The organism is Mycolicibacterium sp. XJ1819, from assembly GCF_053483675.1.
Genome location: NZ_JBEFST010000005.1, coordinates 45,739 through 69,308, shown reverse-complemented (window position 1 = coordinate 69,308; position 23,570 = coordinate 45,739). Strand labels below are relative to the sequence as shown.

Here is a 23,570-nt window from a genome sequence, read left to right as displayed (position 1 = left end):
GATTATATATTTAACCGATTAGCCCGTGCGGCGCGGGCCCTTCGCCGTCCACGGCGTCACCGACACGCTGGTCAGATCGAGACTCTCGTCGAGCCGCATCTGGTCCGTACCGGCACGGGCGGTGAACTCCCGCATGACCTCGTCGGGGTCCCGGTCGAGTTCGTACACGGTGAGGTTGCGGTGGGTGGGCGCAGGCAGATCCGCCGGTAAGTCTGCCCCCTCGGGAATGGTCATCGGGGCTAGGTCGTATCGTTGCGCCGCGACCACTCCGGGCACGGAAAGGATATCGCCCACATGGGTGTTGTCGTACCAGTCGTCGAAGTCAGCCTCTTGGCCTTCAACGGGATTCGTGAACACAAGCAACAATCGATCCGCCACAGCAGCCTCCTGAAGTAGATAGCAGGCACTGTACAACGCCGATGCGTGGCCGCACTCGGTTGATGTCAGTTCGCGTCGAAGATTCCGTGGACCATGTACCGGGTGAGTTGGTCGACGAGGTCATCGCGAGACGGCTTGCCTGGCGTGGGAAAGAGGAACTCGGCGTGCACCACGGCGGACATCACCATCCCGAAGGTGAGTTTGACGGTGATGTCCGGCTCGAGGGTCGACACCCGATACTCCAACGTGGCCTCACGCACGTTCTGCGCCAACCGCTCGAACATCGTCTGGAGTCGGGTCGCGGCGCCGGGGTGATGCACCTGCGCATTCAGCAGGGCGATGACGAGCTCACGATTGTCGGCGAAAAACCCGTACAGCAACTCGATGTAATCGCGCGCCAACTCATCGATCGACTTCGACGTCGACCGAAGCTCTGCCCAGCGCGTGACCCATTCATCGACGAACGCTTCGAAGGGGGCCAGCACCGCCTCATCGAACAGCCCTGACTTACTGCCGAAATGACGAAAGAGCAGCACCTCGCCGACCTCGGCGCGGGTGGCGATCTCTTTGGTCGTCGCACCCGCGTAGCCCAATTCGGCGAAGACCTCTCTGCCGGCCGACAGCAACCGGGCGCGCACCTCGTCGCCGGAACGTCGGCTGCGAGGGCTGCGTTTCGCCCCGGTCGTCATTTGATCCCCTTCTCGGCCGTGCGCGGACTATCCGATCGTCAACCATTGACACCCGCCGCAGGTCACATTATACAGTGAATGCTATATAGTTTTCACCCGCGCACGGAAGAGTCTAGGTGGCTGATCTTGTCCAGTAGTGCCGTTGGGTCTGCGGCGGGCCCTGGACCGTCGGCTGCCGGAATCCCGCAAGATGGTCAGTCTTTCGTCAACGGAGCCGACCGCGTTGCCCTGTTGACCGGCACCCGGACTCTTGGGCGCTGCCTGGCCGGTCGTGATTACGTCATCCGCGACCGTGATGGCGCCGTGGTGCCTGTCGGCGAAGTCGGGGAGTTGTGTGTCCGCGGTCCGCTGACGATGACCGGATACCTGCAGCCCGGGGGCGGCATCGACGAAGCCGTCGACACCGAGGGATGGCGGGCCACGGGTGATCTGTGCGCGATGGACGGCAACGGTGTGTTGACGTTCCGGGGTCGGATCCGCGAGATGATCATCCGCGGCGGTCTCAACATCTATCCCGCCGAAGTCGAGCAGGCGCTGTCGTCGCTTGAATCCGTCTCGGAGAGCGCTGTTTTCGGAGTATCCGACGCGCGGCTGGGTGAGCGCGTGGTGGCGGCGGTCATCCCCGCGACGGACGCGGACATCGATATCACGGACTTGGCGGCAGTTGCCGCGGCGCGCCTGAGCCCCTACAAGCGGCCGGTGGAGTGGATCGTCGCATCGACCCTGCCGCGTACCAGCACGGGCAAGGTGCGCAAGCACCTGCTGCGCGAGTGGTATGAAGCCGGCACCCTGCCCTTGAACTGCGGCGCGCGCTGACGGTGCGCAACCTCCCGATGTTATTGACAGTCGACGGGTAGCCGTCTATATAGTGTCTACTTACTAGCAGGGTGACCGGCGCCACAGCTGTTTGATGGCGTCGCGACGTGAGAGGACGAAATGACGGGCATCGAGTCGCGGATGTTGGCACGTTTCGACCATCACGACCCCGCTCTCGCCAAAGACGGTGTCCCGCAGCGGGTTTATCGGGAACTGCGGGAGAAATGTCCATTCACCTGGTCGGATGCCTACGAAGGGTTCTGGGTGGCATCGAGATACGCCGATATCGAGGAGGTCGTGCGTGACCCGGCAACCTTCGTTTCCAGTCAGGGCATCCTTGTTCCCGATCTGAACGATTCGTTGCCGCCGGAGGATCAGCGGCAGCGATTGGAATCCGGAAGGGGAGTGATCGGTCCGCCGGTTTCCTACGATCCGCCGGTACACACCGAGATCCGGCGCAAACTCGAACCGCTGTTTTCGCCGGCAGTCGTCCGCAACCGTGAGGACTACATCCGTTCGGTGGCGGACAGTTGGATCGACTCGTTCATCGCTGACGGAGAGTGTGACGTCGTGGCGCAGTTCTGTGCGCCAGTGCCGGCCATCGTTGTCCTTGATTGGCTGGGGTTGGACAGTGGCGACTGGAAGGTGTGGTCGGATGCCGTCCTCGCTCAGTTCAGTCGGCCGGGCGAGTACGGGCCCGACCTGTCGGCGATCGACCTGACGAAACTGCTTGCCACGCTGCACGATCGGCGCAGGAACCCTGCCGATGACATCATCACCGCTGTCGCCGAACTCGAATTCGACGGGCAGCCTTTCGACGACCTCGAACTCGTAGCCCTGCTTGCGCAACTCGTCTTCGCCGGGCTGGACACCACGACCAATACGACGGCCAGCACGCTCGTAGAACTGTATCGCCACCCTGACATCCGCGATGAGTTGGCCAACACTCCGCAGGATGACCGGTTGTGGGCGAGTGTGATCGAGGAGTTCCTGCGCTACACGTGTCCGATTCAAGGTTTCAAGCGAACCGCCCGTACCGACGCCACCGTTGCGGACCAAAAGATCCAAGCGGGCGATCGGGTGTACATGCTGTGGGCATCGGCGAACTTCGACGAACGCGAGTTCGAGAGACCGGATGAGATCGACATTCGTCGTACGACGAACCGCCACATGACCTTTGGTCGCGGTATCCATCGATGTCTCGGTTCCCATCTGGCCCGGTTGGAGGTCAAGGTCATGATTCAGCAGATCCTGCAGCGCATCCCGAACTACACCGTGGATGAACACAGACTCCAATTGCATGACGATGTCGGCATCGCCTATGGCTACGAATCCATTCCGATCGCCTTCGCACCCCGACGGGGTGGCGGCAGCGCGCCGCGAAAGCCGGCTGGGAGTTCGCATGGGATTGCTTGACGGCAGAGTCGCCTTCGTCACCGGGGTGGCGCGCGGTATGGGGCGCAACCACGCGCTACGCCTCGCCCGCGAAGGTGCGTCGGTCATCGGCGTCGACATTGCGGGCACTGTCTCCCCGCATAACGGCTATGCCGCGGCGAGCGACGCCGATCTCAAGGAGACGGCACAGCTGCTGGCGGCCGAAGGGCATAAGTGTTTGATCGAAACGGCCGATGTGCGTGACTCGAATGCTCTCGAAGCGATATTGGCCGACGGAGTTTCACGATTCGGCGGGCGCCTCGACGTTGTCGTCGCGAACGCCGGGATCAGCAATTGGGCTCGCTTCTGGGAGATGTCGGACGAGCAGTGGCAGGCGATGATCGACATCAACCTCACCGGCGTCTGGCGCACCATGAAAGCTGCGGTGCCGCATATGCTTTCGGCGGGTAACGGCGGATCGATCATCACGATCAGCTCAGTGGCAGGGCTGAAGGCACTGCCAGCGCAAAGCCATTACACAGCGGCGAAGCACGGGGTGACCGGGCTGACAAAGGCGGCAGCTATCGAACTCGGTGAATACAATATCCGGGTCAACTCCATCCATCCGTGGGGCGTTGCGACGGCCATGGCCGAGGATCCGCTTGTCGAGAAGACGCTTACGGCTCATCCGAACTACGTGGTGTCCTTCGGCAGCATGCTCCCGACGTTGATGCCGGCGCAGGTCGATGACATCTCCGACGCAGTCGTCTATCTCGCCTCGGATATGTCTCGTGCGGTTACCGGAACACAGCTCACTGTCGACATGGGCGCCACCAAGGTCTGAGGAGGAATCGATGGCGGATCTGTTCGCGGTGATCAACGCGCAGCGGGCGTGCCGGCGCTTCGACCCCGATGAAAAAGTGCCAGATTCCGATGTCGAGCAGATCCTGTCTGCGGCGGTACACGCACCCAGCGCGGAGAACACCCAGCCGTGGTACTTCGTCGTCGTCCGCGATGCGCACGCCCGACGCGACCTGGCTGCGTGGTGGACCGAGACTTGGCAGGCGGGCGGCGCCGAGTACGCGCGTCAGGTCGCGTCGGGACCGATGTATGCCGACCTCGAACACGCCGTCGGCACAGGAGGATTCGCGGCAGCACCGGTGGTCGTCGTGGTGTGCGTCGACACCGAGAAGGTGCTTGACGTGTTCGCCCAGTCGTCGATCTACCCGGCCGTGCAGAATCTGTTGCTGGCTGCCAATGCGTTGGGCTACGGGTCGTGTCTGACGACCGGGCTCACCACATTCGGCGTAGAGCGTGTCCGTGATCGGCTCGGGCTGCCGGAGAAGGTCAACCCTATGGCGGCGGTGTATATCGGCAAGCCGCCGACCGAACTCAAACCACCACGGCGACGGCCTTTCTCAGAGGTCACCTATCGGGAGACCTTCGGTTCGTCATGGTGACCGCGAAGAGGCCGGTCACCGCCCCGGTGCCGCGCAGCCCGGCCGACATCACCCCTGCGTGGCTCTCGCAAGCACTTGCGGCCGAGGTCACATCCGTCGGGATCCGCGAGATCATCGGCGGAACGGCGACCAAGGTTCTTCTCGACATCGGCTATTCCGGCACGCCACCGTTTCCGGAAGCGATGTGCTTCAAGGGCGGGTTGGGAGAGCACGCCTTATTCATGGCGCCCGTGGGCATCTACGCAACCGAAGCGCGCTTCTTTCGTGACGAACGCCCGCACAGCGAGGTGACCACGCCAGAGGTGTTCTGGGCCGATGTCGACGAGGACTTGTTCGGCGGAATCCTCATGGAGGACTTGAGCCGTCCGTCGGTTCGCTTCGGGTCTGCGCTGACGCCGCTGTCGGCCGACGAAGTGGCCGCCGTGCTTGACAGCATCGCCGTCCTGCACGCGTCGCGCTGGAACAGTCCGTGGCTGAACACCGCCGACTGGTTGGAGCACTTCGCCGATCCCGACAGCCGGGGGCGGGCCTACTTCTCGATGCTTGGTGCGGACGTGGTGTCGGAGTTCATCGCAAAGCGACGGGATGTCCTGCCGACACAACTTCGCGATGCGCAGCACTGCCTCGAGCTGTTCTGGGGATACGTCGCGAACTCCGAACGCAAACCCCAGACGCTGCTCCATGGCGATCTGCACCCCGGCAACATCTACTTCGACGGTGATCGCGTCGGACTGTGTGACTGGCAGGTGCTCGGTCGCGGCTCGCCGGCCTTCGACTTGGCGTATCTACTTGGTTCAGCGATGACGGCTCAGGAGCGGCGGGACAACGAACGCGACCTGTTGCGGCACTACCTGGATGCCCTCGCGTCCGCCGGCATCACCACGGCACCCGCCGCCGAGGAACTGTGGCACCTTTACCGCATCCATATGGCGTACGGAATGTTCGCCTGGCTGACTAACCCGGAGGCCTTCCAGTCCGCGAAGATCATCCGCGAAACCCTCGCGCGACTCGCAACCGCGGTGGTGGATCTCGACACGGCCCAGGCAGTCGGGGCGGCGCGCTGAATGCCCATGCCGCTGACTCAGAAAGCCGTTGCGGGATGGCCGAGTTGAGGGCGTAGCCGGTTATCGCGACCTGCCCTTATTGGGCCGTTGACAATCCGCCACCCCGACAGCTATACAGTAGTTACTATCTAGCGACTGTGATGTCGTGCACTACGAAGGGGTCAACGTGACTGACGTTACCGATGCACCGCCCACTCGAGTTGAACAATCCGCCGAGGCCAAAGGCCCAGTGAGTGCGGTTCGCGACGACTTCATCCCCAAGCAGCCGTACTTCGAGCCGCAGTACGTGGCGCTGGAGAAGGAGCGGCTGTGGCCGAACGTCTGGCAGGTCGCGTGCCGCCTGGAGGAAATCCCGAATCCCGGCGACTACGTCACCTACCAGATCGCCGACGAGTCGATCATCGTGACCCGACTCGACGAGAACACCCTGCGGGCCTACTACAACGTCTGTCAGCACCGTGGTCGTCGGCTCACCGAGGGCTGCGGCAACGCCAAGAACTTCTACTGCCGCTTCCACGGCTGGCGCTGGAACCTCGACGGCAGCCCACGCGAGGTTCTCGACCGCGACGACTACCAGGGCGTGCTGCAAGACCCGGACATCCGGCTCAAGGACGTCAACGTCGACACCTGGGGCGGGTTCGTCTTCGTCACCATGGAGGACTCACCGCAGCCGCTGCGCGAGTACCTGGCCCCGGTGCCGGAGATCTTCGACAGCTACGAGTTCGACAAGATGCGCTACCGCTGGTACAAGACGGTGATCCTGCCCTGCAACTGGAAAGTTGCCCTGGAGGCGTTCAACGAGGGCTATCACGTCGCCGCGACGCACCCGCAATTGCTGCGCTACCAAGACGACTGGACGGTCAGCGAGGCGTTCGGCAAGCACGCGATGTTCACCTATCCGCCAGACAACCGGCCGATGGGCTTTCCCTCCCGTCGCCTGGGGGGTGAGGTCCCGAAGGATCTCCGCACCGGCCTGGTCGAGTTCATGCAGATGATGGAGCGCGAACTGCGGGCCATCTGGACCACTCGTGATGTCGAGGCGGTCAAGCGGCTGCTCACCGATGTGCCAGAGGACGAGGAGCCGAACGCCGTTCTCATGAAATCGCTGATGTTTCAGCGCGAGGCCGCCATCGAGGACGGCGCGGGCTGGCCGGACGGGCTCACGTTCGAAAACATCGTGCGTGCCGGCATCGACTGGCACATGTTCCCCAACCTCATCGTGCTGCCCAACATGGACGGCGCGCTGTGGTACCGGTCGCGGCCCAACGGCGACGATCCCGACTCGTGCGTGTTCGACGTGTGGTCGCTGGCGCGCTACGCGCCCGGCAAAGAACCGGAACTGCACAGAGAGTTCTTCGAAAGCTGGCAGGACCACGACGACTGGGGCGAAATCCTGCCGCAGGACTTCCAGAATTTGGGAGAGATCCAGCAGGGCATGAAGTCGCGCGGATTCGCCGGTTCACGAACGAATCCGATTCAGGAAAAGCCGATTTCGAACTTCCACCGGGTGCTGCACGAATATCTTGGGCTTACCGACGCCACGGAGGGAACACGATGACCCAACCCAGTCCGGAGACGCTGCTGGAGATCTATCGGACAGCGGTGCTGATCAAACTCGTCGACGAGCAGATCCGCAACCTGTTGATGGCGGGGGAGATCGCGCTGTCCTACTACTCGCCACGCGGGCAGGAGATCGTCGCGGCCGCGGCCGCGCAAAGCCTGCGGGGCGAGGACTACATCGTCACCACCTACCGCGGCATACACGACCAGATCGCCAAGGGAATGCCGTTGCGGCCGTTGTTCGCCGAGTACTTCGGCAAGGTCACCGGTGCGTGCAAGGGCAAGGGTGGGCCGATGCACGTCACCCACCCCGAGACCGGCATCATGCTGACCACCGGGGTGGTGGGCAGCGGATTGCCGATCGCCAACGGGTTGGCGCTGGCATCGGTGTTGCGCAACGAGTCCCGCGTCGTCGTGGCCAACTTCGGTGACGGAGCCAGCAATATCGGCGCCTTCCACGAGGCGCTGAATCTCGCTTCGCTCTGGAAGTTGCCGGTGGTCTTCTTGTGCCAGAACAACGACTTCGCCGAGCACACCGCCTATGCCCACGGCACCAGTTGTCCCAATGTCGCCGACCGCGCAAGCGCCTACAGCATGCGGGGGCTGACCGTGGACGGCAACGACCCCGTGGCAATGTATGGCGCGGCCGCCGACGCGATCGCCGCCGCGCGAAACGGGGACGGACCGACGTTGTTGGAAGCCAAGACGTTCCGGTTCATGGGCCACTTTTTCGGAGACGACGGAAGCTACATCGACGCTCAACTGATGGCCGAGCGGATGGCCAAGGACCCGGTACCTGCGCTGCGTGACGCGTTGATCGGCGACGGGTATGCGGACGCCGCGGCCCTGGACGCGATCGAGAACAACGCGCGCGAGCAGATCACCGACGCTGTCGAGTTCGCCCGCAACAGCGACTATCCCGACGTCGCCGAACTCGGCCGCGACATCTATGCGCAGGAAGTGGCGGTATGAGCACCGATACGATCACGTTCGCCCAGGCCTCCACCCTGGCCCTCGACGAGGCACTGGCCGCCGACGAGTCGGTGTTTCTGCTCGGTGAGGACATCGCCGACCGTGAAGGGGGCGGCGTCGCCAAGGTGACCGCGGGCCTGTCCACCAAGTACGGGGCCCACCGGGTGCGCAGCACACCGATCAGTGAGCAGGCCATCGCCGGCGCGGCGGTCGGGGCGGCGATCGCGGGGATGCGACCGGTCGCCGAGATCATGCTCGCCAACTTCCTCACCCTGGCCATGGATCAGATCGTCAACCACGCGGCCAAGATCCGGTTCATGTCCGGTGGGCAGACCAGTGTCCCGCTGACCATCCGGACCATGAGTGGTGCCGGCATGGGCTCGGGAGGGCAGCACTCCGACATGCCCGAGGCGTCGTTCGCCCACGTGCCTGGCCTCAAGGTGGTTACCGGATCGAGTCCGGCAGAGGTGAAAGGCCTTCTGTTGTCATGCATCTTCGACGACGACCCTTGCCTGTTCATCGAGACGATGCCGACCTATTGGGACGCAGGTCCGGCACCGCAACCCGGACTTCGTATTCCGCTGGGCCAGGCTAACGTCGCGCGCGCGGGCAGCGATGTCAGCGTGATTTCCTACGGCCGCCCGGTCGCCCAAGTTCTGGCGCTCGCCGACAAGCTCAGCAGTGAGGGAGTCAACATCGAAGTCGTTGATTTGCGCACGATTTCACCCATCGACAAGACAACGGTGTTGGAGTCGGTCGCCAAAACCGGCCGCGCCGTGGTGGTCCACGAAGCCGTCGAGCAGTTCGGCGTCGGCGCGACGGTGTCCGCGCTCATCGCCGAGGAACTACACGGCACGCTGCGCACACCGGTCGTGCGGGTCGGCTCGCGCAACTGCCCGGTTCCATTCAGCCGCCCGCTCGAGCAGGCATTCATGTACAGCGACGACCGGATCGAAGATGCGATTCGGAAGGTGATGTGATGCCGCTGATCCACAAGATCAAGATCCCGAAACTCGGTATGGCCATCGACCAGGCCACATTGGCCGAATGGCTGGTGGCCGACGGCGACCGTGTCGAAGCCGGTGCGCCGTTGTATGTCGCGGCCACCGACAAGGTCGATCAGGAGATCACCGCGCCGGTCAGCGGGACCGTACGCCAGATCGGCGAGCCCGATCAGACCTATCCGGTGGGCACGCTCATCGCCGAGATCACGGGGGACGAATGACCGACGGTGCGCAGCACTGGGATGTGATCACCGACTGCGTCATGGTCGGCAGCGGCGGCGGATCGATGTGCGCGGCACTCGCGGCGAATAGCGCCGGGTTGCAGTCGCTGGTGTTGGAGAAGGCCGATGTGATCGGCGGATCGACGGCGATGTCGGGCGGCATTCTGTGGCTACCGGACAACCCGGTGTCGCGGCGCGCCGGGGTGGCGGACAGCCGGACCGACGCGCTGCGCTACTTCGAGAGCCTGGTCGGGTTCGACCACCCGTCGACCTCACCGGCACGCGTGAACGCCTTCCTCGACGCCGTCGAACCGATGGTGAACTTCCTGGAGGCCCAAGGCATCCGGTTCCGGCACTGCGAGAACTACTCGGACTACAACGACGAACTGCCTGGCGGCAAAGCCCGCGGCCGGTCGATCGAAACCGAGTTGTTCGACACCACCGCGCTGGGTCACTGGGAGTCGCGGCTACGGATCAGCGAGACCCTGCCCGCCATCCCCGTGCACACTTCCGAAGTCGCCGATGCGGTCTTGGGCGGACGCACGGCCCGCTCACTGGCGACCATCGCGAAGGTGTCTGCCCGGCTGGCCGCGGCGACACTGCGCCGCCAGTCCGTCCGCGGCTCGGGAGTCGCACTGCAGGGCTGGATGTTGCTGGCCGCGATCCGCGCCGATATTCCGATATGGAATTGCACGCCTGTCACCGGCCTCATCGTCGAGGACGGACGGGTTCTCGGTGTCGTCGCGCAGCGCCACGGTCGGACACTTCGCATCCAGGCTCGACGCGGCGTGTTGCTCAACGCGGGCGGCTTCTCCCACAACGCCGACATGCGCACCGAGTTCGGTCGCCAACCGGCGTCGACGAAGTGGACAGTGGCCAACCCGGGCGATACCGGCGAGGTGATCGCCGCGGCGATGCAGCACGGCGCGGCAACTGATTTGATGGACGAAGCATGGTGGATTCCGACCACCATCCTGCCGGACGGTTCCCCGCTCTACATTGTCTACGAACGCGCCAAGCCCCACGCCATCCTCGTCGACGGCACGGGACAGCGCTACATCAACGAGGCCGCCTCCTACATGGCCGTCGGCCAGGCGATGTACGAACGCAACGCCGTGGCCCCCACCATCCCGAGCTGGTGGGTGATGGACAGCAGGCACCGTCGCCGCTATCAGTGGGGTCTGGTTCCCGGCGGCTATACGCCACGGAAGTGGTTGTCGAGCGGGTATATGCGCAAAGCAGACACACTGGAAAACCTTGCCGCAGAGTGCGGTATTGACCCGGCAGGCCTGAACGCCACCGTCGAGCGGTTCAATTCGTACGCGGTTGACGGCGTCGATCCCGACTTCCACAAGGGCGAACGCGCCTACGACCGCTACTATGCCGACCCCCGCACCAAGCCGAATCCCTGTGTGGGGCCGGTGGACAAGCCACCGTTCTACGCGGTCGCCGTCTATCCCGGCGATGTGGGTACGTGCGGTGGCCTCCTGACCGACGAGCATGCCCGCGTACTCGACCAGCACGGCGACGCGATCGACGGACTCTATGCCACCGGTAACTGCACCGCGTCGGTGATGGGCCGTACCTATCCCGGTGCCGGTGCAAGCATCGGAGCATCGTTTGCGTTCGGTTGGATTGCCGCCCGCGCTATGTCCGATATCGAGGCGCCCACCACGGTCACGTCCCAGCACACCGCCCCGTAGATCTGACACCCCGCGTCACCCTGATCGGAGCACACGTTGAAATTTCATGTCCTCATGCCCGGATGCGCCCAGACCCCGGCGATCACCCAGCCATGGGAGAAGTCGATACCGGGTAGCGAGGTGCTGCGGATCGCCCGCGCCATAGACGATTTCGGTTATGACGGGGTGCTCATCGCCGAGCACTTCATCATCGGCTCCGATCACGTCGAGAGCACCGGAACCCACTTCGTCGATGCCACCACCGCGAAGTCGGTGATCGCAGGCGCCACCCAGAACATCCAGGTGAACTCCATGGTCACGCTGCTACCGCTGCGCAATCCGGTGGTGCTGGCCAAGTCTTTGTGCACCTTGGACTGGCTCAGCGGCGGCCGCGCCGCCCTCACGGTCGGCGTCGGATGGCAGGAGGCTGAATATGCGGCTCTGGGAGTCGACTGGAAGCAACGAGGCAAGATCGCCGACGAATACCTCGCCGCCATGGTCGAGCTTTGGCGCAGCGACACACCGACATTCGATGGTCAGTTCGTCTCATTTTCCGACATTGCCTTCGAACCCAAGCCCATGCGGCAGCGGAATCTCCCCATCTGGATCGGTGGCGACGCCGCGCCGGCCCTGCGTCGTGCGGCGCGGTTCGGGGACGGCTGGGCACCCTGGCTCACGCAACCGGGCGAACTGGGCGAGAAGATCGACCGCATCAAGTCGGATCCGAACTTCAACGAACGCCCGTTTACGGTCTTCTACTCGCTGATGTCCCTGCGCATCGGGTTTGCCTCGGGGCATCATGTCGCACTGGACGCCCCCGAGGCCGGGGCGGGCACAGAGGCCCAGCGGATAATCGACGAATGTGGTGAACTGGCCGCGTTGGGTGTCACCGACACCTGGATACCGCCCGCTCAGGTCGGCAGTGTCGATGAGTACATCGACCACTTACGTTGGGTGGCAGAGGCAGTCATTCCGGCGGCACGTTCCCTATAGACCTTTGTTGGACTGCGGCCATCCTCGCCGCGATCTCACTGGTGATCGAACGGTCGTACTCATAGGGCGTCGACAGCGACACCGACGTCGCGATCGGGCCGAATCGTGAGACGAGCCGATCGGCCACTTCGGCCGGATTGCCCACAACGGCGAGGTTGTCCAGCATCTCGTCGTCGACCAGATTCGCGATTTCGGTCCAGCGGCCCTGCTTGGTCATTGACGTCAGCTCCGCGGCAATGCCATCCCAGCCGTGCAGCTCGAGAACAGGGCGATACGCCGGAGTTGAAGCATAGAAGGCTAGCTGTGCACGCACGCCAGCGATCGCCGCATCGAGTTCGGTGCTGCTGCGCCCAACCGCTGTCAACACGGGACCGCACAATGCGAACGCCGATGTTCGCTGTCCACGTTCTCGCCCGCGCTGCAGCGCGGGCAGCGTGACGTGCTCGAGGTAGCGGGTCGTGGTGAACGGATGGAAGAACATCCCGTCGCAGACCTCGCCTGCGACTTCGGTCATCTTCTGTCCCACCGCAGCAAGGTAGATCGGGGGTGTGCCGAAGTCGTGTCCGGCGGGACGGAAGAAGGGCGGCATCAGGGTGTGGGTGTAGAACTCGCCGGTGAAGTTCAACGCCTCATCTGACTGCCAGGACGCCCAGATGGCGCGGACTGCTGCGACATATTCGCGCATCCGCGCGGCCGGCCGCGACCACGGCATGGAGAACCGACGTTGGATATGCGCCTTCACCTGAGATCCCAATCCGAGGGTGAAGCGGCCCTCGGCGTACCGCGCGAGATCGTAGGCGCTGCTGGCCACCGTCAGTGGGCTGCGACCGAAGGCGATCGTCACCGCCGTGCCGACCTTGAGGTGCTCGGTCGCAGCGGCGACGGCGAAACTTCGTAGGAACGAATCGTATTTGGACTCGCCGATCCATGCGGTGTCCAGCCCGTCGGTTTCGGCCCGCGCCGCCTCCGATGCCGTCGCATCGAGGTCGTTGCTGAGCGTCGCGTCCAGGAGAAGCATCGCTCTAAGCTACTAAATGAATTCAAAACTGTCACCAGTGGCCGGTAGAAGGTGCGGTACAAAGCTAGACGGTCGGTACGGTTATCATCGGTTGAATTCAAACGACGCACCAGCACATGTACAACGGCCAGAAGGGAAGTAGGGCCATGCAACTTGAGGGCACTTCCACACTGGTGACCGGCGGGGGCTCCGGCCTCGGCTTGGCCACCGCGACAGTGCTGCGCGAGCGCGGCGCCCAAGTCGTCGTCGCGGACCTGCCCACTTCGCTGGGCGAGCAGGCCGCCGCCGACATCGCCGCCCGCTTCGTCGCCGCCGACGTGCTCGATGAAGGGCAGATGGCCGCGGCGCTGGACGCCGCCGAGGAAACCGGCCCGCTGCGCGGTGTCGTGCATTGCGCGGGGCGAGGCGGTGATCGCACCCGGATCATCGACCGTGACCGCAATCCCGGTCCACTGTCGAGCTTCGAAGACGTGGTCCGCTTGAATCTGCTGGGCACCTACAACGTCTTGCGATTGGCCGCTCAGCGGATGGCTGGCAACACCGAACTGCTCGACGGCGATCGGGGTGCCATTGTGATGACCGCATCGGTGGCGGCGTTCGACGGACAGATCGGCCAAACGTCCTACACCGCTTCCAAAGCCGCGGTGCACGGCATCACGCTCGTTGCGGCGCGGGATCTGGCGAGTTGGGCGATCCGGGTCAACACCATCGCGCCCGGTGTTTTCGACACCCCGATGCTCGGCCGCCTACGTCAGGACATTCGCGACGGTCTGGCCGCCGCTGTGCCGCACCCGAGGCGACTCGGTGAGCCACGGGATTTCGGCGAACTCGCCGTCGACATGTTGGAGAACGGCTATCTCAACGGCCAGACGATCCGGTTGGACGGCGCGATCCGGATGGCACCGCGGTGAGCGAGGACGGTGCTGGGAACGACGTCCGTGTCGACATCGCCGACGGCGTCATGACGCTCACGATCGACCGTCCCGCGCAACGCAACGCGATGACCAAGCGGGCCGCCGAGCAGATCGCCGCCGCGCTGACTGAGCTCGACGAGGATCCCGAGCTGATCGTGGCCGTACTCACGGGATCCGGTGGAACGTTCTGCGCTGGGATGGATCTCAAGCGCTTTGCGGCAGGTGAGCTGCCGCGTGTGGAGGGTCGCGGATTCGGCGGGCTCACCGAAGCGCCGCCGGCCAAACCGCTCATTGCGGCCGTCGAGGGTTGGGCGCTCGGCGGCGGTTTCGAGCTCGTGCTGGCCTGTGACATGGTGGTGGCCGGCCGGGGCGCCAGGTTCGGTCTCCCCGAGGTCAAGCGCGGCCTGTTGGCACGTGGAGGCGGCGCGGTGCGCCTGCCGCGTCGTCTGCCCCGCGCCGTCGCGCTACGGCTGCTGTTGACCGGTGATCCCATCGACGCTCTGACTGCGCACCAGTTCGGTCTCGTCAACGAGGTCGTCGACGACGGGCAGGCGCTTGGCACAGCCCATGACCTGGCCCAGGTGATCGCGGCCAACGCACCGCTCGCCGTTCGGGCAGCCAAACGATTGGTCGTCGAATCGGAGGACTGGCCTGCCGACGAACTGTTCAGCCGACAGACGCCGATCGCCGACCCTGTCTTTGCCTCCGCCGACGCGGCCGAGGGGGCGGCAGCATTTGCCGAGAAACGTGCTGCGGTGTGGACCGGCCGTTGACCGATCTGATTCTTAGAAGGCGTCGGCTTGCGCGGTCGGCGGGTCGAAAACCCTGCGACGCACCAGTTCCTTGATCAGCATCTCGCCTTCGTCGGCACAGCGACTCTCCGCGGCACGGCGCGCGGCCGCCGGGTCTCCCTTCGTCAGCGCCCGGCACTCTGCGCGGTAGTGCTGTCGAATCGCTGTCCGGTTGCGTTGGATATCCAGCAGCAGCGAGTATGCCGTTGGCATGAACGTGCGAAATGTCAAAAGCATCGCTCGCATCCGCGGACCACTCGCGGCGAGATTGACCTGGCGGCGGAATTCCCAGGTCACATCGTTGAACTCGGCTTGGCCGGCACGCCCCAGTTTGGCAACGAGCTTGTCGAGCGATCCTGCCAGCTCCGGTGTCATCACCTGGGCCGCAGCGGCGGCTGCGTGTCCGGTGATGAGTCCGAACAATTCGTATGTCTCGGCCACCGTCGCCGGATCGAAACGTTCGAGGTATGCGCCGCGGTGGTATTCGGTGCGCACGATGCCGTCGCGCTCGAGTTGAGCGAGCATCTCCTGCACGGGCACGCGGCTGATCCCCACCTCGTCGGCAATCTGCTGGCGATCAAGTCGATCTCCTGACCGCAGTCGACCATCGAAGAGTCGCTGCATCACCCAGGCAGCAGCGACATCGCGGTCCTTGATGCCGTAACGTTTGGGCATATCAGGTCACCTACTTCTCCCCACGGGGCGGCAGCGGTTGAAATTCGGGTGCGCGCTTGTCCCCGAAACTGCGGACGCCCTCGGCGAAGTCAATGCGATGCCCCGGCCAGTGCCCCCGTGCCTTGGCGTAGTCTTCGGCTTCGACACGATCGCGAAGCCAGTCACCTGCAAGCTGAGCCTTGGTGTCCGCCAACGCGATCGGTGATGCACTCTGGGCGAGTCGGCGGGCGTAGTCGACGGTGTCGGCAAGCAGCGTCTCGTCGGACCGTACGCCATTGACCAGTCCGATGCGGTCGGCTTCGGCGGCCGCTATCCGGCGCCCTGACATCAGCCATTCGGCAGCGCGGGTGTGTCCGATGATCCTCGGCAGTAGCCAACTCGTGCCGTACTCAGCGTTGAGACCGCGCTGAGCGAACGCCGTCATGAAGAACGCCGACTCCGCCGCGAAACGAATATCGCATGCCAGTGCCTGCACCAGCCCGAAGCCGACGCAGGGCCCGTTGATGGCACCGATGAGTGGCTTGCGGAACTGTTGCGCATGGGTCATCCGGCGTCCACGCGTCGGCAGTCGGCGTTGCTGGGTATCGGCCGCTGCGCTGAGCGCTTCCATGTCCAGTCCGGCGCAGAAGCCCCTTCCGGCGCCGGTCAGCACCACCACGCGCACGTCGATGTCGTCGTCAGCGGCATCGAGTGCATCGAAGTACTCGTCGCCCATCTCGTAGGTCCACGCGTTGAGACGCTCGGGCCGGTTCAACGTGATAGTCAGCACCCCGTCAGCGAAAGCGGTGATGATATCCCCATCCACGCCGCTAGGGTAGCAGTTGAATTCAAAAGTCGCGGCCAGGCGCTTGACCGTCGGGTGGCCAGGAGCTCATGCCCTCGTCCAGCGGTATCCGCAAGGTTCGGACGAGAACACTGACATAGTGCCAAGTCGCCAGCACTGCAACGAGTTCCAGCAGTTCAGGTTCGTCGAAGTGTTCTCGTAACCCGGCCCAGCACGCGTCACTGAGCTCACCGTCCTCGACGATCTCGTCAGCGGCGGCCAGCGCTGCTCGGTCGGCGGGGTCAAAACGGTCGGTCGAGCGCCAGTCGCGCACGCCCAACAGGTCTTCGGGATCGACTCCGGCACGGTTCCCGATCTGCCAGTGCTGTGCCCATTCGAACTCCGCGGCAGTGGCCCAGCCGATGCGCATGATGAGCAACTCGCGCAGTCGCACCGGCAGCCTGTTGCGGAACAGCAGGTCGGTCAGAACGCCGTACAACGCCTTGGCGAACTTCGGACGCGCCAACAGCATCGTCCAGATCGGTTGGGTGAGGTACTTGGCGTCGATGCCGATCTTGTCGGCAGCTGCGGCCGCCGTCTCGTTGTCCAGCAATGGAAGCCGCGGTTGAGAAGCGTCTAGTGGCTCGCGCGTTGAGTCGCTCACGGCACCACCACCGCGTGCAGCGGTGGATTGGCGCCCCGGGCCATGGTCTCGAGCAACTCCGAAACGCGATCGGCGTCCAACCCGACGGAATGGCGGGGAAGTGCCTGGAAACGGTCATCGGTGGCCAGCATTTCCAGAGCGGCGGCGTACGCGGTGCCGTCGACGCCGCGGGCACCCAGTACGCGCAACTCCTTCAGCACGATCCGGTCCGGGCTGAACTCGCGTAGCACATGGCTGCCCCGGGTGCCTGCGACAACGACCGTGCCGCCGGGCCGAACCAGATCCAGTGCCTGGGTGAAGGCTGCAGGCGCCGCCGCAGTCACGTCGACCACGACGTCGGCGAGCCCACCGATGCGCTCCTTGAGCAGCGCCTTGGCATCGACGCGGGTGACATCGACGACCGCGTCGGCGCCAAGTGTCCGGCCCAGTTCCAGCCGGTCGGTGTCACGGTCACCGGCACCGGTCAGCATGATGAATCCCGCCTTGGCGTTGGCTGCGGCGGCCACCGCGCTCAACCCACGCAGGCCTGGACCGAGCACCGCCACGACGTCACCCTCTGACAGGCCTGGCAACGTGGCACCCCAACGGATTCCGGCCCCCAGCGGATTGAACAGGGTGGCATACGCGGGATCCAGCCCTGCCGCAACAGGATGCAGCAGCGCATCGGCGGTAAGCACGAGATGGGTGGCATAACCGCCCCACAGCCCGGATCCGGCGCGCAGCGGATTGTTCCCGTAAGAATCCCGCAGCCCGTGCACTCGGCACAGGGGATAGGCGCCCGACCGGCAGGCATCACATCGACCGCAGCGTTGAAAGACCTCCAACGCGACGCGGTCGCCCTCGCCGATCCCACGGGCGGCAGTGAATTCGGGTGTGGCTGTCTCGATGCTGCCGACCACTTCGTGACCGGGAACCATCGGGAAGGTGGCGGCCATCGCACCGGTGAACAATTCATGGTCGGTACCACACAGGCCACACGCCTCGACACGCAGGATCGCCTCTCCCGTGTCAAGTTTCGGGAGGGACATCTCCCGGGCCACCAACCTGCTGGGGCCTTCCAGGACGAGTGCGATCGCGGTGCTCACGTCTCACCCTCAGCGGGTAGTTCGAAGGTCGCCCATCCGCGAAGGTGTATCCCGCCGGTCTGACGCGTCGCGGCGAGTTCGGCCTCCACGCGCACCGTCCCGGAACGTTCCGCGTTCACTGCGGTGAGCGCGCCGGTATAGGTCAGCACATCACCGGGCCAGGCCTGCTCGGCGAAGCGCACTCGGAACCGCCGGATGTGGGCCGGACCGAGCCAACGGGCCACGAATCCGCCCAGCGTGCCCGCCGCCAGCATGCCCACTGCGAACGGTTGGTCGAACCCGGCGGCAACCGCCATGGGGTGGTCGTGGTGCATCGGGTTGAAATCCCCTGAGGCGCCTTGGTATCGAACAAAGTCGGTGATGGTCAACGGCTGTGCGGTGTAAGGTTCGGCCTGGCTGCCCACGGCCAGTGATGTCGGTGCCGTCATCGGTTTGCCGCCTTCGAGGTTTCGACGGTCGTCGCGCGAACTTCTGCGACCAACCGGCCGTCCTCATCGTGATACTCGGTGACGACTTCGGTGAATAGCATCGTCCCGCCGCGCTTGCCTTCCTTGCTGTAACGCTTGTCGATGCGGGAGCGACCCTGCAGCGTGGTGCCGACTGCGGGTGGTTGCCCGTGAAAGACGAACTCCTGTTCAGCGTGCAGCGTGCGAGCCAGGTTGCGCTTGACGCCCTTCCAGACCGAGTTTTGGCGGCGCTGCCAGTGGTCAGCGGCCATCAGGAAGGTCGGCGGAGTGAGCGTGCCGTCGGCATAAGCGGGTTCACGGCTGCTGATTGCGCGGGTGAACTCGCGCACCTTGCCCAATTCGACACGAAACTCGAATGGCTCGGCGGTCTTGCCGACCAGATCATCGGCGCCCTGGGCGGCCGTCACGGCGCGATCCGATAGGTCATCACCGCGCTGGCCACCGGACGGCCGGACTCACTGACCGCCTCAATGGTTGCGAAGTTGAGTTCCCTTGCGCGGCGCACACAGTGCGCCGTTGCGACCACCGCCTCGTCTCGGGCAGTGCCCAGATAGTTCACCGTCAGCGACACTGTGGAGCCTCGAGCGCCGCGGTCGTAATCGTGTCCGTTCCACACCGAGGCCGCACCGGTGGTGTCCAACAACGTCGCAATCGCACCGCCGTGCGGTGTACCCCCGCCGTTGTCGGAGAGATCGCGAAACGGCATCCGGACCACGGCGCGCCCCTCCTGGTCCTCCCACTCCAGGAGTTCGAGGTCCAAAGCCTTGACGAAGGGGACCTTGCTGAACATGTAGCGCAATGACTTGCCGTGACGGCTTCTCAACTCGGTGTCGGTCATGCCATGATGCTAGACAATATTGAATTCAATTTGAAGAGCAGGAGTCGTGGCCGACTACCACTACGTTCGCGCCTTGAAGGCATTCGCGCTCGGCGACCCGCACCGCACGCTGGTCGCCACACCTAACACAACCCTGTCCGCGAGCCGGCTCTATGCAAACGCATCTGCCCTCGCCGGATATCTGCATCGCCATGGAGTGCGGGACGGGCGCCCGGTCGGCACGATGCTGATCAACCGTCCCGCTATTCTCGAAACGTTCTATGCCGCATTGATGGTGGGCTCACCTCCGGCGAATGTGAACCCTCGCTACACCGGCAGCGAGATCGCCGAGGTGGTCCGCGACTGTGACGCCGCGGCGCTCGTGCACGAATCCGCCGCGGCCGACGAGGTAGCACGGGCGGCGGAACTGCTGGCTCGGCCGCTGGTGCTGTTGGAGGCCGACTCAGCGGAGTATTCGAGCGCGCTGGCCGGTGACCCTGCGCCTGCGCGTGAACTGTCCGGCCGCGACCGGATCCTGTGGTACACCGGCGGCACGACGGGACGTCCGCGAGGTGTCGTCTGGGAGGTCGACACCCACTACCGGATGCTGTGGGAGGTCATCAAGCCCGACGCCGACCCGCCGGACCCGGCCGCACTTGCCTGCGGGAATGCGCGGCCCGCACCGACGACGCTGCCCGCATCCCCCTTGGCCCACGGCACCGCAATGGGGTTGGCCCTCAACACTCTTAACGGGGGCGGCACGGTGGTGTTGCACGAGCAGCCCTCATTCGACGCCGCCGCGACGCTCGCGCTCGTCGAGCAATACGGGGTGAGGGTACTGGGGATCGTCGGCGATGCGTTCGCCAGACCGCTACTCGCGGAGTTGGACACCGGCCGGTGGACGGGAGCCCTGGACTCGTTGTCGGTCTTGTCGTCCTCGGGCGCGGTGTGGAGCCCCGAAGTACGCCAACGCTTGTCGCAACACCTTCCAAATATCCGCCTCATCGACAATTTCGGCTCAACCGAAGCGCTGGTGAGCCGCGATGTGGACGGTAAGGGCTTCCAGGCCCGCAGCGGTCTGGTGGTGCTCGGTGCCGACAATCGGCCGGTGGCCGCGGGCTCGGATGAAGTCGGGGTGATCGCCACGGCCGGTCGGCTGCCGTTGGGGTATCTCAACGATCCGGGCAAGACAGCCCAGATGTTTCGTGAGGTCGACGGAAAGCGGCATCTGCTGATCGGTGACGAGGCGATGGTCAACGCCGACGGCACGATCCGCCTTCTGGGCCGAGGCAACGCCTGCATCAATACCGGCGGTGAGAAGGTATGGCCGGAAGAGGTCGAGATCGTGGTGCGCGACCATCCTGCCGTCGGCGATGCGGCGATCATCGGGTTACCCGATGAGAAGTGGGGTCAGGTGGTCACCGGTGTCGTCACATTGAACGGCGATGTGGACGACGAAGAATTGGACACCCACTGCCGAAGCCGATTGACGGCATACAAGTGTCCCAAGCGCTGGGTGCGGGTGGAGCACGTGGCCCGTACTTATGTCGGCAAGCCGGACTACGCGGCAATCCGGGCCGCGGTGGCCGGGTATTGAGCAAGCTATCCAGAGGAAGCGACCGTTGAGACTCGATGTGTTCACCGCCGAACAGCAGGCGTTCCGCCAAGTGGTGCGGGCCTTCCTGGCCAAAGAGGTGCAGCCGTACTTCGACGAGTGGGAGCACGCCGGCGCGGTGCCGCGGGAGCTGTACCGCCGACTCGGGGCGCTCGGCATCATCGGACTGGGGATACCTGAGGATTTCGGCGGCGGCGGGCAGAGCGACTACCGCTTCAACGTCGTGCTGCAGGAGGAGATCAACAAGGCCACATTCACGCTGGGCACGCTGCGCACGCACATGGACGTGGTGTTGCCGTACTTTCTGCATCTGGCCAATTCGGAGCAGCGTGCACGCTGGTTTCCCGGACTGGCCACCGGTGAACTGTTCACCGCCATCGCAATGACCGAACCCGGAACGGGTTCGGATCTGGCCGGGGTCAAGACAACTGCCCGCCGCGACGGTGATCACTACATTCTCAACGGAGCCAAGACCTTCATCAGCGGCGGGCTGCATGCCGATCTGGTGATCGTGCTCGCCCGCACCTCGACAGACGAAACCAACCGGCGGGCCGGGTTGTCGCTGCTGGTCGTGGAACGGAGTATGGAGGGCTTCGAGATCGGTAGGGCGCTGCCGAAGATCGGAATCAAAGTCCAAGACACCGTGGAACTCTCGTTCACCGATGTCCGGGTACCCTCGACCAATCTGCTCGGCGAAGAGGGCGCCGGATTCGGATACCTCGGACACAACCTGCCTCAGGAGCGGCTGGCCATTGCGGTGGGCGCACTGGCCGCGGCGAGGGCTGCTCTCGATCACACCGTCGCCTATGTGAAAGAACGCACGGTGTTCGGCAAGCCCGTCAGCCATTTCCAGAACACCAAGTTCGAACTGGCGACCATCGAAACCGAGTTGACCGCCGGACAGACAATGCTCGACACCGCTGTGCTGCGTCTTGTCGACGGCGAACTCACTCCAGTCGATGCGGCGAAGGTCAAGCTGTTCTGCACTGAGCTGCAGGGCCGTGTCGTCGACCGGTGTCTACAGCTCTTCGGCGGCTACGGCTACATCACCGAGTACCCGATCGCCCGGCTGTACGCCGATGCTCGGGTCACCCGAATCTACGGGGGCACAAGTGAAGTGATGAAGTCGATCATCAGCAAGTCGCTGGGGTTGTAGGCGCCGGCCGTCTCAGCGCCAGCCGGATTCGGGTTCTTCGCCCACGCCGTGCAGCACGTAAAGGGTCAACTCGTCGACAAGCGCGCGCCGGGCCGGTTTTGCGGCGTCGACGAACAGAAGCTCGGCGTGTTCGACGGTCGATAGCACCATCCCGAACGTGAGCCGCACCGTGAGCGCGGGGTTGCGGACCGGCAGACCGTACACCGATGCGGCCTCTCGGATGGTCTCGGCCAAGCGGTCGAAGAGCACCTGCAGTCGCTCGGCGGCCGAGGAGTGGTGCGCCTGGGCGCTGAGCAGCGCGACGACGAGTTGGCGGTTGTCGTCGAGAAAGCCGTACAGCAACTCGACGTACTCGTGAGCCAGGTCCTCCGCGCCGCCACCGCCCAGTCTGCGTTGGGTCCATCGGTCAACCCATTCGTCGACGAAGGTTTCGAACGGGCCCAGAACGGCCTCGTCGAACAGCCCCGCCTTGTTGCCGAAATGGCGGAACAACAACACCTCGCCGACCTCGGCGCGAGCGCTGATCTCTTTGGTCGTCGCGCCGGCGTAACCGAGTTCGGCGAACACGGCGCGGGCCCCGGCAAGCAACAGCGCGCGTACCTGGTCGCCAGAGCGTCGGCTACGCGCGGGGGATTGTCCGCTGCTGGTCACCATCAAACTGTACAGTGGCCGCTATCTAAAAGCGGTTCCCCGCACTTGTACGGTGTATAGTTCATGGGTATTTTCAACGGCTTGACGTGTGGCGAATAGGGTGCGCGATGACGCAGAACGACATGAGCGACGATCCGCTGGCGTGGATCGGAAACGACTCCGTCGACGTCCCTCGCACCGAAGGCGGTGTGGTCATGTGCGGCGCCTGCACCGCGACCGGACAGTGTCGGCTTGGCGTTCAAGGTGAATCGTTGGATGGCGACGTCGCTCTTTTCGACGTCGCTTGCCCGCGTAACCAGGAGGGCGGGCCGAACGTCGCCCACGGCGGATGGACCGCCGCGGTGATGGACGAGATGCTCGGTCACGTGCCGGTGCTGCGCAACCAGATGTCGGTGACCGCGACGTTGACGGTGAACTTCCGCAAGCCCGTCCCGGTGGAGCGGCCGCTGGCCGGCCGCGCGTGGATCGACAAGATCGAGGGCTCGAAGTGGTTCATCTCCGGTGAACTGCTGCTGTTGCCCGGTCGGAGCGTGCTGGCGACTGCCACCGGAATCTGGGTCGCCCGCGATCCGTCGCACTTCGCTCGTTACGAAAAATGGCTGGCCGAACAGGATTCCGCGCCCGCAGAGTCGTAGTCGCCGGGTCACCAACCCAGGCCGCCACAGTGCAGAATCAACTGTGACCCAGGCCTCTTCCGCTCGCCCGTTTAAAGGACTAAAGTCCGTTAAATATAGCATCCTC

Annotated in this window: 27 protein-coding genes; 16 read left to right on the top strand and 11 right to left on the bottom strand. The window is 64.5% G+C overall.

Annotated features, from left to right (window positions below; genetic code table 11):
• Window positions 1–18: 18 nt before the first annotated feature.
• A complete protein-coding gene (locus tag ABQE89_RS06795; protein WP_448415415.1) occupies window positions 19–378 on the bottom strand; it encodes a hypothetical protein in 360 nt (119 codons plus the stop codon).
• Window positions 379–443: 65 nt separating this feature from the next.
• Window positions 444–1,067: a TetR/AcrR family transcriptional regulator gene (locus tag ABQE89_RS06790; protein WP_448415413.1), complete on the bottom strand. Its 624-nt coding sequence runs from the start codon at window positions 1,065–1,067 to the stop codon at window positions 444–446.
• 78 nt (window positions 1,068–1,145) lie between these two features.
• Here ABQE89_RS06790 and ABQE89_RS06785 point away from each other — a divergent pair, with 78 nt between their 5' ends.
• The 11 genes from ABQE89_RS06785 (at window position 1,146) to ABQE89_RS06735 (ending at window position 12,213) form a co-directional block, all read left to right on the top strand.
• Window positions 1,146–1,883 carry a class I adenylate-forming enzyme family protein gene (locus ABQE89_RS06785; protein WP_448415411.1) on the top strand — a complete coding sequence of 246 codons (738 nt, stop codon included), beginning with the start codon at window positions 1,146–1,148 and terminating at the stop codon, window positions 1,881–1,883.
• Window positions 1,884–2,003: 120 nt separating this feature from the next.
• Window positions 2,004–3,299, top strand: a complete 1,296-nt coding sequence (locus ABQE89_RS06780; protein ID WP_448415409.1) for a cytochrome P450 — start codon at window positions 2,004–2,006, stop codon at window positions 3,297–3,299.
• Window positions 3,286–4,101, top strand: coding sequence for a mycofactocin-coupled SDR family oxidoreductase (locus tag ABQE89_RS06775; RefSeq protein WP_448415407.1), 816 nt, complete (start codon window positions 3,286–3,288; stop codon window positions 4,099–4,101). The genes ABQE89_RS06780 and ABQE89_RS06775 overlap by 14 nt, the downstream gene beginning before the upstream one ends.
• A gap of 10 nt (window positions 4,102–4,111) precedes the next feature.
• The gene (locus tag ABQE89_RS06770) at window positions 4,112–4,717 is read left to right on the top strand and encodes a nitroreductase family protein (protein ID WP_448415405.1); all 606 of its coding nucleotides are present in this window, start codon (window positions 4,112–4,114) and stop codon (window positions 4,715–4,717) included.
• Window positions 4,718–4,743: 26 nt separating this feature from the next.
• A complete protein-coding gene (locus tag ABQE89_RS06765) occupies window positions 4,744–5,781 on the top strand; it encodes a phosphotransferase (protein ID WP_448415403.1) in 1,038 nt (345 codons plus the stop codon).
• A 229-nt stretch (window positions 5,782–6,010) separates the two neighbouring features.
• Window positions 6,011–7,339: an aromatic ring-hydroxylating oxygenase subunit alpha gene (locus tag ABQE89_RS06760; protein ID WP_448415401.1), complete on the top strand. Its 1,329-nt coding sequence runs from the start codon at window positions 6,011–6,013 to the stop codon at window positions 7,337–7,339.
• Window positions 7,336–8,313: a thiamine pyrophosphate-dependent dehydrogenase E1 component subunit alpha gene (locus ABQE89_RS06755; RefSeq protein ID WP_448415399.1), complete on the top strand. Its 978-nt coding sequence runs from the start codon at window positions 7,336–7,338 to the stop codon at window positions 8,311–8,313. Before ABQE89_RS06760 ends, ABQE89_RS06755 begins: the two co-directional genes overlap by 4 nt.
• Window positions 8,310–9,293, top strand: a complete 984-nt coding sequence (locus ABQE89_RS06750) for an alpha-ketoacid dehydrogenase subunit beta (protein ID WP_448415397.1) — start codon at window positions 8,310–8,312, stop codon at window positions 9,291–9,293. The genes ABQE89_RS06755 and ABQE89_RS06750 overlap by 4 nt, the downstream gene beginning before the upstream one ends.
• Window positions 9,293–9,538, top strand: coding sequence for a biotin/lipoyl-containing protein (locus ABQE89_RS06745; protein ID WP_448415395.1), 246 nt, complete (start codon window positions 9,293–9,295; stop codon window positions 9,536–9,538). Before ABQE89_RS06750 ends, ABQE89_RS06745 begins: the two co-directional genes overlap by 1 nt.
• Window positions 9,535–11,241 (top strand): FAD-binding protein, encoded by a 1,707-nt coding sequence (locus ABQE89_RS06740; protein ID WP_448415393.1) that lies wholly within the window; start codon window positions 9,535–9,537, stop codon window positions 11,239–11,241. The genes ABQE89_RS06745 and ABQE89_RS06740 overlap by 4 nt, the downstream gene beginning before the upstream one ends.
• A gap of 36 nt (window positions 11,242–11,277) precedes the next feature.
• Entirely contained in the window at window positions 11,278–12,213 is a 936-nt protein-coding gene (locus ABQE89_RS06735) for a TIGR03619 family F420-dependent LLM class oxidoreductase (protein ID WP_448415392.1), read from the top strand.
• Here ABQE89_RS06735 and ABQE89_RS06730 read toward each other — a convergent pair.
• Window positions 12,188–13,231 (bottom strand): TIGR03617 family F420-dependent LLM class oxidoreductase, encoded by a 1,044-nt coding sequence (locus ABQE89_RS06730; protein WP_448415391.1) that lies wholly within the window; start codon window positions 13,229–13,231, stop codon window positions 12,188–12,190. The two genes, ABQE89_RS06735 and ABQE89_RS06730, sit on opposite strands and share 26 nt — an antisense overlap.
• 146 nt (window positions 13,232–13,377) lie before the next feature.
• Between ABQE89_RS06730 and ABQE89_RS06725 the strand changes: the two genes are divergently transcribed.
• Together ABQE89_RS06725 and ABQE89_RS06720 are read left to right on the top strand one after the other, a co-directional pair.
• Window positions 13,378–14,142 carry an SDR family NAD(P)-dependent oxidoreductase gene (locus ABQE89_RS06725; protein ID WP_448415389.1) on the top strand — a complete coding sequence of 255 codons (765 nt, stop codon included), beginning with the start codon at window positions 13,378–13,380 and terminating at the stop codon, window positions 14,140–14,142.
• A gap of 50 nt (window positions 14,143–14,192) precedes the next feature.
• Window positions 14,193–14,918, top strand: coding sequence for a crotonase/enoyl-CoA hydratase family protein (locus ABQE89_RS06720; protein WP_448415696.1), 726 nt, complete (start codon window positions 14,193–14,195; stop codon window positions 14,916–14,918).
• A 12-nt stretch (window positions 14,919–14,930) separates the two neighbouring features.
• On the opposite strand, the gene ABQE89_RS06715 is transcribed toward ABQE89_RS06720, so the two are convergent.
• From ABQE89_RS06715 to ABQE89_RS06685, 7 genes are read right to left on the bottom strand one after another with little or no spacing between them, the layout of a single operon-like run.
• Window positions 14,931–15,611, bottom strand: a complete 681-nt coding sequence (locus tag ABQE89_RS06715; RefSeq protein ID WP_448415388.1) for a GntR family transcriptional regulator — start codon at window positions 15,609–15,611, stop codon at window positions 14,931–14,933.
• 10 nt (window positions 15,612–15,621) lie between these two features.
• Window positions 15,622–16,416 carry an enoyl-CoA hydratase-related protein gene (locus ABQE89_RS06710; protein WP_448415387.1) on the bottom strand — a complete coding sequence of 265 codons (795 nt, stop codon included), beginning with the start codon at window positions 16,414–16,416 and terminating at the stop codon, window positions 15,622–15,624.
• 22 nt (window positions 16,417–16,438) lie between these two features.
• Window positions 16,439–17,038, bottom strand: coding sequence for a carboxymuconolactone decarboxylase family protein (locus ABQE89_RS06705; RefSeq protein WP_448415386.1), 600 nt, complete (start codon window positions 17,036–17,038; stop codon window positions 16,439–16,441).
• Window positions 17,035–18,066, bottom strand: a complete 1,032-nt coding sequence (locus tag ABQE89_RS06700) for a zinc-dependent alcohol dehydrogenase (RefSeq protein ID WP_448415695.1) — start codon at window positions 18,064–18,066, stop codon at window positions 17,035–17,037. The genes ABQE89_RS06705 and ABQE89_RS06700 overlap by 4 nt, the downstream gene beginning before the upstream one ends.
• A gap of 53 nt (window positions 18,067–18,119) precedes the next feature.
• Window positions 18,120–18,551: a MaoC/PaaZ C-terminal domain-containing protein gene (locus tag ABQE89_RS06695; protein ID WP_448415384.1), complete on the bottom strand. Its 432-nt coding sequence runs from the start codon at window positions 18,549–18,551 to the stop codon at window positions 18,120–18,122.
• On the bottom strand, window positions 18,548–18,997 hold the full coding sequence (locus tag ABQE89_RS06690) for an FAS1-like dehydratase domain-containing protein (protein ID WP_448415382.1): 450 nt from the start codon (window positions 18,995–18,997) through the stop codon (window positions 18,548–18,550). Before ABQE89_RS06690 ends, ABQE89_RS06695 begins: the two co-directional genes overlap by 4 nt.
• Complete coding sequence (locus ABQE89_RS06685) at window positions 18,994–19,428, bottom strand: PaaI family thioesterase (RefSeq protein ID WP_448415380.1); 435 nt, start codon at window positions 19,426–19,428, stop codon at window positions 18,994–18,996. The genes ABQE89_RS06690 and ABQE89_RS06685 overlap by 4 nt, the downstream gene beginning before the upstream one ends.
• A gap of 46 nt (window positions 19,429–19,474) precedes the next feature.
• Here ABQE89_RS06685 and ABQE89_RS06680 point away from each other — a divergent pair, with 46 nt between their 5' ends.
• Both ABQE89_RS06680 and ABQE89_RS06675 read left to right on the top strand, forming a co-directional pair.
• Window positions 19,475–21,004, top strand: coding sequence for an AMP-binding protein (locus ABQE89_RS06680; RefSeq protein ID WP_448415378.1), 1,530 nt, complete (start codon window positions 19,475–19,477; stop codon window positions 21,002–21,004).
• Window positions 21,005–21,029: 25 nt separating this feature from the next.
• Window positions 21,030–22,178, top strand: a complete 1,149-nt coding sequence (locus ABQE89_RS06675; protein WP_448415375.1) for an acyl-CoA dehydrogenase family protein — start codon at window positions 21,030–21,032, stop codon at window positions 22,176–22,178.
• A gap of 12 nt (window positions 22,179–22,190) precedes the next feature.
• Here the strand turns inward: ABQE89_RS06675 and ABQE89_RS06670 are convergent, their stop codons facing one another.
• Window positions 22,191–22,829: a TetR/AcrR family transcriptional regulator gene (locus tag ABQE89_RS06670; protein ID WP_448415374.1), complete on the bottom strand. Its 639-nt coding sequence runs from the start codon at window positions 22,827–22,829 to the stop codon at window positions 22,191–22,193.
• Window positions 22,830–22,936: 107 nt separating this feature from the next.
• Here ABQE89_RS06670 and ABQE89_RS06665 point away from each other — a divergent pair, with 107 nt between their 5' ends.
• Window positions 22,937–23,464, top strand: coding sequence for a PaaI family thioesterase (locus tag ABQE89_RS06665; RefSeq protein WP_448415372.1), 528 nt, complete (start codon window positions 22,937–22,939; stop codon window positions 23,462–23,464).
• Window positions 23,465–23,570: the final 106 nt, after the last annotated feature.

What these genes read in the sequence shown, in the direction of transcription:
- ABQE89_RS06790 (WP_448415413.1), bottom strand. Translation starts at nt 1,067, where the DNA reads ATGACGACCGGGGCGAAACGCAGCCCTCGCAGCCGACGTTCCGGCGAC.
- ABQE89_RS06785 (WP_448415411.1), top strand. Translation starts at nt 1,146, where the DNA reads ATGCTATATAGTTTTCACCCGCGCACGGAAGAGTCTAGGTGGCTGATC.
- ABQE89_RS06780 (WP_448415409.1), top strand. Translation starts at nt 2,004, where the DNA reads ATGACGGGCATCGAGTCGCGGATGTTGGCACGTTTCGACCATCACGAC.
- ABQE89_RS06775 (WP_448415407.1), top strand. Translation starts at nt 3,286, where the DNA reads ATGGGATTGCTTGACGGCAGAGTCGCCTTCGTCACCGGGGTGGCGCGC.
- ABQE89_RS06770 (WP_448415405.1), top strand. Translation starts at nt 4,112, where the DNA reads ATGGCGGATCTGTTCGCGGTGATCAACGCGCAGCGGGCGTGCCGGCGC.
- ABQE89_RS06755 (WP_448415399.1), top strand. Translation starts at nt 7,336, where the DNA reads ATGACCCAACCCAGTCCGGAGACGCTGCTGGAGATCTATCGGACAGCG.
- ABQE89_RS06750 (WP_448415397.1), top strand. Translation starts at nt 8,310, where the DNA reads ATGAGCACCGATACGATCACGTTCGCCCAGGCCTCCACCCTGGCCCTC.
- ABQE89_RS06745 (WP_448415395.1), top strand. Translation starts at nt 9,293, where the DNA reads ATGCCGCTGATCCACAAGATCAAGATCCCGAAACTCGGTATGGCCATC.
- ABQE89_RS06740 (WP_448415393.1), top strand. Translation starts at nt 9,535, where the DNA reads ATGACCGACGGTGCGCAGCACTGGGATGTGATCACCGACTGCGTCATG.
- ABQE89_RS06730 (WP_448415391.1), bottom strand. Translation starts at nt 13,231, where the DNA reads ATGCTTCTCCTGGACGCGACGCTCAGCAACGACCTCGATGCGACGGCA.
- ABQE89_RS06725 (WP_448415389.1), top strand. Translation starts at nt 13,378, where the DNA reads ATGCAACTTGAGGGCACTTCCACACTGGTGACCGGCGGGGGCTCCGGC.
- ABQE89_RS06720 (WP_448415696.1), top strand. Translation starts at nt 14,193, where the DNA reads ATGACGCTCACGATCGACCGTCCCGCGCAACGCAACGCGATGACCAAG.
- ABQE89_RS06715 (WP_448415388.1), bottom strand. Translation starts at nt 15,611, where the DNA reads ATGCCCAAACGTTACGGCATCAAGGACCGCGATGTCGCTGCTGCCTGG.
- ABQE89_RS06700 (WP_448415695.1), bottom strand. Translation starts at nt 18,066, where the DNA reads ATGTCCCTCCCGAAACTTGACACGGGAGAGGCGATCCTGCGTGTCGAG.
- ABQE89_RS06695 (WP_448415384.1), bottom strand. Translation starts at nt 18,551, where the DNA reads ATGACGGCACCGACATCACTGGCCGTGGGCAGCCAGGCCGAACCTTAC.
- ABQE89_RS06685 (WP_448415380.1), bottom strand. Translation starts at nt 19,428, where the DNA reads ATGACCGACACCGAGTTGAGAAGCCGTCACGGCAAGTCATTGCGCTAC.
- ABQE89_RS06665 (WP_448415372.1), top strand. Translation starts at nt 22,937, where the DNA reads ATGACGCAGAACGACATGAGCGACGATCCGCTGGCGTGGATCGGAAAC.